This is a genomic window from Streptomyces sp. NPDC058534 (genome assembly GCF_042717365.1).
Lineage (GTDB): Bacteria > Actinomycetota > Actinomycetes > Streptomycetales > Streptomycetaceae > Streptomyces.
The window spans coordinates 1-6,524 of record NZ_JBHXNW010000156.1; the positions used below are offsets into that span (position 1 = coordinate 1).

Sequence of the window (6,524 nt, forward strand, 5' to 3'; positions counted from 1 at the left end):
GCGCCCGCGCGCGCGCGCGCCCGCGCCGCCCCCCCCCACCCCGACAGCGCACCAGCCCGACCCCGGGGGCCCCACCCCCCGCCCCCCACCGGCAGGTCCTGCTCGGCCCAGACCACCTTGCCGCCGGGGGTGCGGCACGAACCCCAGCGCCGGCACAGCATGTTGATCAGCTGCAGACCCCGGCCGCTCTCGTCGCTCACGTCCGCGTGCTGGATCACGTCGCCCACCATCAGGGCGGTACGTCCGCTGGGCAGCGCGACGACGTCGAACCAGTCGCCGCCCACCGCGGCCGGGTCCGTGGCCGGGTCGTAGCAGGAGGTCACGTCGAGGCCGGGGGTGCTCGGGCTGGACCGGGGGAGCAGCGCCCGCTGCAGGGTCACGACGTGATCGCGCTCGCGCCCGTAGAGCCGGGCGTTGTCGATGTACACGGCGGCCTTGGACGCCAGCTCCATGGCCAGTGCCACGTCGGTCCGGTTGAACGGCGCCCGGCGGCCGGCCCGTACGAAGTCGGCGAGCCCCAGCAGCACCCCGCGCGCGATCAGCGGCACCGCCAGGTAGGAGTGGACGCCCGCCCGGCGCATGATGTCCGACGACTCGCGCGAGGGGGCGATCACGGCGAAGTCCGACCGCGTCATCCGGGTCACCAACACCGGCCGGCGGGAGGTGAGGCACCGTTGCCCCAGCCGGTCGGCGGTGTGCACCGACAGCTCGCCCACGGGATCGGGCGCGAGGTTCAGGCCCTCGACCTCCGACACCGCCATGGCCCTGAGCCGCGGCGCGTCCCCTCCCAGGACCCGGTCGCCCTCCTGGAACCGCAGTACCGAGTCCAGCAGGTCCACCGCGGCGCCGTCGGCCAGCTCCGGCACGGTGAAGTCGGCCAGCTCAACCGCCGTCCGCCGCACGTCGAGCGTGGTGCCGATGCTCAGGTCCGCCGCGTTCAACCAGGCCAGCCTGCGTCGCGCGCCCAGCGCCTCCGTCATCGACCGCAGCGCGCCCCGCGCCGCCCGGTGCCCGCTCACGAGGGGATTCGGGGGGCGGCGCACCCCGGGCAGCCACGGTCGTTCCCGCACGCGTCGCCTCCTCCCACGGACTCCTGCCCCGATTCTGCCCTGCCTCGGGGCGACCGGCGACGGTGAGGCCCCGATCGGCGGGGGAGCGCCGACCGGGGCACCGGTCCGGGGGCGGCTCAGCCGCGCAGCCACACCGCCGTGTCGACGGGCAGCCGGCCGTCCCCGTCCAACGGCAGGCTGCCGAGCAGGAGGGCGCGGTGCGCGGGCAGCTCGACCGGCGCGGCCGACAGGTTGACCACACACTCCAGACCGCCCGGGCGCCGGAATGAGAGGACCCCGTCGGATGCGGGCAGCCAGTCCAGCGGACCGTCCCCGAATCCCTCGGTGGCGCGCCGCAGCCGCAGCGCCTCGCGGTAGAGCGCCAGCATCGATCCCGGGTCCGCGGCCTGCCGGTCCGCCGCGTACCGCGCCCAGCCCTCCGGCTGCGGCAGCCAGGGCTCGGCCTCGGAGCCGAAACCGCAGTACGGGGCGTCGGCCGACCAGGGCAGCGGTACCCGGCAGCCGTCCCGGCCCGGATCGGTGCCCCCGGAGCGGAAGTGCATCGGGTCCTGGATGCTCCCGCGCGGGATGTCGGCCTCGGTCAGGCCCAGTTCCTCCCCCTGGTACAGGTAGACGGAGCCCGGCAGGGCCAGCGTGAGCAGGGCGGCGGCGCGGGCGCGCCGGGTGCCGAGCGCCGGGTCGGCCGGGGTCCCGAAGGCCTTCTTCGCGAAGTCGAAGCCGGTGTCCTCGCGGCCGTACCGGGTCACCGTGCGGGTCACGTCGTGATTGCACAGCACCCAGGTGGCGGGGGCGCCGACCGGAGCGTGCTCGGCCAGGGTGTCGTCGATGGTGCGGCGCAGCCGCCCCGCGTCCCAGGGGCAGGACAGGAAGTTGAAGTTGAAGGCCGTGTGCAGTTCGTCGGGCCGCAGATAGCGCGCGAAACGCTCGGCGTCGGGCAGCCACACCTCGCCCACGAAGACGCCCCCGTACGCGTCGGCGACGGCCCGCCAGGAGCGGTAGATGTCGTGCAGCTCGTCCTGGTCGATGTACGGGTGCGGGTCGACGCCCTCCACGAAGTCCGCGAGCGCGGGGTCCTTGGCGAGCAGCGCGGCGGAGTCGATGCGGACGCCCGCCACCCCGCGCTCGAACCAGAACCGCAGGATCTCCTCGTGCTCCCGGCGCACCTCCGGATGGGCCCAGTTGAGGTCGGGCTGCTCCGGCGTGAACAGGTGCAGGTACCACTCGCCGTCCGGCACCCGGGTCCAGGTGCGGCCGGAGAACTGGGAGGGCCAGTCGTTGGGCGGCAGTTCACCGTTCTCGCCGCGGCCGGGCCGGAAGTGGAACCGCTCCCGCTCCGCGCTGCCCGGACCGGCCGCCAGCGCCGCCCGGAACCAGGCATGCTGGTCGGAGACATGGTTGGGGACGATGTCGACGATGGTGCGGATGCCCATCTCCCGTGCCTCGGCGATGAGTTTCTCGGCCTCGCCGAGGGTGCCGAAGGCGGGGTCGATGGTGCGGTAGTCGGCGACGTCGTAGCCGCCGTCGACGAGCGGGGAGACGTACCAGGGCGTGAACCAGACGGCGTCGACCCCGAGTTCGGCGAGGTAGGGCAGTCGCGCCCGGACACCCGCGAGGTCACCGGTGCCGTCGCCGTCGCCGTCGGCGAAACTGCGGGGGTACACCTGGTAGATGACGGCGTCGCGCCACCAGTCTTCGGTGCGGTGCGAGGTGGGGGCTGCCACGTGACGGTCCTTTCGGGCAGGGTGGATCTTCGCCGCCGGCCCGGACAGTGCGGGGCGTCGGACGGGCCGGCGGCGAAGGTTGACGGGACGAGCCGGCGGGGCGGGAGGAGGAGGGCCGGGCGCGGTGCCTCAGCCCTTGAGCCCTCCGGCGGTGAGTCCGCTCATGATGTTGCGCTGGAAGATCAGGAAGATGATGAGCGTCGGCAGCGAGGCCATGGTCAGCGCGGCGATCAGCACGTTGACGGGCACCCCGTTGGACAGCGAGTAGATGCCCACGTTCAGGGTCTGCCTGGCCGGGTCGGGCAGGGTCAGCATGGGCCAGAGGAAGTCCTTCCAGACGCCCACGATCGCGAAGATGGACACCACACCGAGGATCGGCCGCGAGATCGGCAGGACGATCGACCGGAGGGTGCGCATCGGAGAGGCGCCGTCCATCGAGGCGGCGTCGAGCAGCTCCCCGGGGATCGAGTCGAAGAACCGCTTCAGCAGGAAGATGTTGAAGGCGTTGGTCACCGAGGGCAGCCAGATCGCCCACGGCGTGTTCAGCAGGTTGCGTTCGAAGATCGGCACGTCGAGCACCGTCAGGTACTGCGGCACGACCAGGACGGTCGCCGGGATCATCAGCGTCGCCAGCATCATGCCGAGGATGGCCTTGCCGAAGACCGGACGGAGTTTGGACAGCGAGTAGGCCGCCGCCACGTCGAGCACCAGCTGGAAGGCGAGCGCGCCGAACGCGTAGTACAGCGTGTTCCCCAGCAGGCCGGCCAGGTCCATGACGTTCCAGGCCTGCGCGTAGTTGTCCGGTTCGAAGGACTCGGGGACCAGCGTCGGCGGGGTCCGGACGACCTCCTGGGTGTCCTTGAACCCGCTGGACACCATCCAGTACATGGGGCCGAGGAAGACCACGGTGAACAGCGTGACGACACCGCCGAACGTCACCCAGTAGAGGACCTTGCCGCGGGGCCGGGCGAGCTGGGCCGGCGAGATGAGCGTGCGTGTGGACATCTGTGGTTTCCCCCGGCCTACTCGTCCTCGGCGCGGTTGAGCTTCACGTACGCCGCCGAGAACCCGGCGAGCAGTACGAGGAGCAGCAGGCCGAGGGCGGCCGCGGCGCCGTAGTTGTTGAAGTTGAAGGCGTACTGGTAGATGAGGTAGACGACGGTGGTGGTCGAGCCCTCGGGCCCGGCTCCGCCGGTGAGAAGGAAGGGCTCCACGAAGACCTGCATGGTGGCGATGATCTGCATGAGCAGCATCAGCGAGAGGATGAGCCGCGTCTGCGGGATCGTCACGTGCCAGACCTTGCGCAGCAGTCCGGCCCCGTCCAGCTCCGCCGCCTCGTACAGCTCGCCCGGGATGCCCTGCAGCGCGGCGAGGTAGATGAGCGCCGCGCCGCCCATGTTCATCCACGTCGACGCGATGACCACGGACAGCATCGAGAGGTCGGGGTCCTGGAGCCACTGCTGCTCGGGCAGCCCGACGGAACCGAGCAGTTCGTTGAGCAGCCCGTAACCGGGGTCGTACAGGTACTTGAAGAGCAGGACGGCGGCGACCGGCGGGAGCATCACCGGCAGGTAGACCAGCAGCCGCAGGTACCCCTTGCCGTGCCGGAGTTCGTTGATGACGAGGGCGACGACGAACGGCACGGCGAAGCCGAGGACCAAGGCCAGCACGGTGAACAGCAGCGTGTTGCGCCACGCCTGCCAGAAGGCCGGGTCGTTGAAGACCGTTCGCAGGTTGTCCAGGCCGACCCAGGAGACCTCGCCCTGGTCCGTCTTCTGGAAGGCGAGGAGGAACTCCCGGACCATCGGGTACCAGGAGAAGAACGCGAAGCAGAGGACCGCTCCGATCAGGAAGCCGTGCGCGGTGAGGTTGCGCTTCAGGCTCCTGCCGAAGAACCGGCCGCGCGGGGGCGGGCCGTCCACCGGCGGCTGGGCGTGGCGGGCTCTCGCCGCCTTGCTCGGGGTCAGGCTGGGGGCCGACATCGTCGCTCCTTGGGACTGATCGCATGGGCCCCGGGGGGCGGTGCGGCCCGCCCCCCGGGGGAGCCGGTCACTGCGTGGCCAGAACCTGGTCGACCTGCTTCTCCGCGCTGGAGAGCAGCTTGTCGATGTCGGCGTCCTTGTTGGTGAGGAGGCCGGACATCACGTTGTCCAGGACCTTGTAGACCTCCTGCGCCTTCGGCGGCTCGGCCATGCCCGGCACCGGGTTGTCCATGAACGCCTTGAAGTTCTCGACCGGCATCGTGGCGTGCTCGATCCGGGCCGCGTCGTCCTTCTTCTTCGACTCGTTCAGCCAGAAGTTGGGCTGCGGGAGGCCGACCGGGAGCTTGTCGGCCTCCTTGCGGGCCCAGTTGAACTGGCCCTTTCCGACGGTGAGGTTCTGGAAGTTCAGCCAGGCGACGGCCGCCTTGATCTTGTCGGAGGAGATCCCCTTCTTGACCATGTAGTTGTTGCCGCCGGCCAGCGTGTTCTTCTCACCCGGGATCGGCCCCATGCCGAAGTTCTCGTAGTCCGCGCCGAGTTGCTGGACCATGTAGGTGATGTCGTCGGGCGCGGCGAGGAACATGCCGAGCTTGTCGGTGGCTATCTGCTTCTGGAGGTCGCCCCACTTGAGCAGCTGGGTCTTGCCCATGCTCTCGTCCTCCCAGCGCATGGCGTGGAGGTTCTCGGCGACCTGCTTGCCCGTCTCGTTGTTGAACGCGGCCTTCTTGCCGCTCTCGTCGACGACCGCGGCGCCGAGGCTGTACATCTGCGCCGTGAAGTGCCAGCCGCCGGTGTTGCCCGCGCTGTACTCGCCGAAGCCGGCGATGCCGTCCCCCAGGCCGGCGATCTTCTTCGCGGCGGTGCGGACCTCGTCCCAGGTGCGCGGCGGGGCGTCCGGGTCGAGTCCGGCCTTCTCGAAGAGCTTGCGGTTGATCAGCAGGCCCATCGTGTAGTTGCTCGTGGGCAGGCCGTAGAGCTTGTTCTCGTGCTTCAGCGAGCCGAGGACGTTCGGGTCGATGTCCTTGAGAGCGGGGACCGTCTTGTCGTTGACGTACGCCGTGATGTCCTCGGCGCCGTCGTTGTCCAGCACCTGCGGCAGGTCCGTGAAGTACGTGTAGAACACGTCGGGCTGCGACTTGGCCTTGAGCATCGCCGTGAAGCGCGGCGGCTCCAGACACTGGCCCGGGGTGGAGCGGCCCTCGATGGTGACGTTGGGGTAGGTCTTGTTGAACTCCTTGACGTCCTCCTTCCACTCCTTCAGCTCGGCCGCCTTCGCCGTCGGCGGCATGCAGTCGATGGTGATCGTGACCTTGGTCTTCGGGTCAAGCGGAGCAGCCGGGTCGGAGGACCCGCTGCCGCCTTCGGAACCGCCGCCGTCGTCACTGCTGCTCGTGCCGCAGGCGGCCAGAGCGGTCAGGGTGAGAGCGGAGACGAGCGTGATGGCGCCGGCACGGCGAGTACGGCGGAACCGAGCACTTCTCATGGGTGGTCCCCTTCGGGCATGAACGTGGAAGGCGCCCCACCCCCGATGCGTTGTGGGGCGCCGCTCACTCAACCACCGCGAACAAGTGAACGCAATATCTCGCGCTGATTTCGTAATTGCTTGACAGTCGACCGAAGAAGTTGAGGATCCGCTACCGGGCCGCAACCTGCGCGGTGGAGCCGCGGACGACGAGTTCCGGTTCGAAGAGCAGCTCCCTGTGCGGGACTTCGGTGCCTTGGATCTGGGCGCAGAGGAGGTCGACGGCGGC

At 70.2% G+C, this 6,524-nt stretch carries 6 protein-coding genes; all 6 read right to left on the minus strand.

Annotation, left to right across the window (positions count from 1 at the left end):
* The coding region (locus ACFWR9_RS42185; protein WP_383852846.1) for a GAF domain-containing protein at positions 1-1,070 on the minus strand (1,070 nt) is incomplete at its 3' end.
* 116 nt (positions 1,071-1,186) lie between these two features.
* Entirely contained in the window at positions 1,187-2,791 is a 1,605-nt protein-coding gene (locus tag ACFWR9_RS42190) for a glycoside hydrolase family 13 protein (RefSeq protein ID WP_383852848.1), read from the minus strand.
* Between the two features lie 129 nt (positions 2,792-2,920).
* On the minus strand, positions 2,921-3,796 hold the full coding sequence (locus tag ACFWR9_RS42195; RefSeq protein ID WP_383852851.1) for a carbohydrate ABC transporter permease: 876 nt from the start codon (positions 3,794-3,796) through the stop codon (positions 2,921-2,923).
* Positions 3,797-3,813: 17 nt separating this feature from the next.
* The gene (locus ACFWR9_RS42200) at positions 3,814-4,773 is read right to left on the minus strand and encodes a carbohydrate ABC transporter permease (protein WP_383852854.1); all 960 of its coding nucleotides are present in this window, start codon (positions 4,771-4,773) and stop codon (positions 3,814-3,816) included.
* Between the two features lie 67 nt (positions 4,774-4,840).
* Positions 4,841-6,256 carry an extracellular solute-binding protein gene (locus ACFWR9_RS42205; RefSeq protein WP_383852856.1) on the minus strand — a complete coding sequence of 472 codons (1,416 nt, stop codon included), beginning with the start codon at positions 6,254-6,256 and terminating at the stop codon, positions 4,841-4,843.
* 151 nt (positions 6,257-6,407) lie between these two features.
* On the minus strand, positions 6,408-6,524 hold a 117-nt coding region (locus tag ACFWR9_RS42210), incomplete at its 5' end, for a transcriptional regulator (protein ID WP_383852859.1).

Coding starts and splice junctions, on each gene's coding strand:
- ACFWR9_RS42195 (WP_383852851.1), bottom strand. CDS start 3,796: ATGTCCACACGCACGCTCATCTCGCCGGCCCAGCTCGCCCGGCCCCGC.
- ACFWR9_RS42200 (WP_383852854.1), bottom strand. CDS start 4,773: ATGTCGGCCCCCAGCCTGACCCCGAGCAAGGCGGCGAGAGCCCGCCAC.
- ACFWR9_RS42205 (WP_383852856.1), bottom strand. CDS start 6,256: ATGAGAAGTGCTCGGTTCCGCCGTACTCGCCGTGCCGGCGCCATCACG.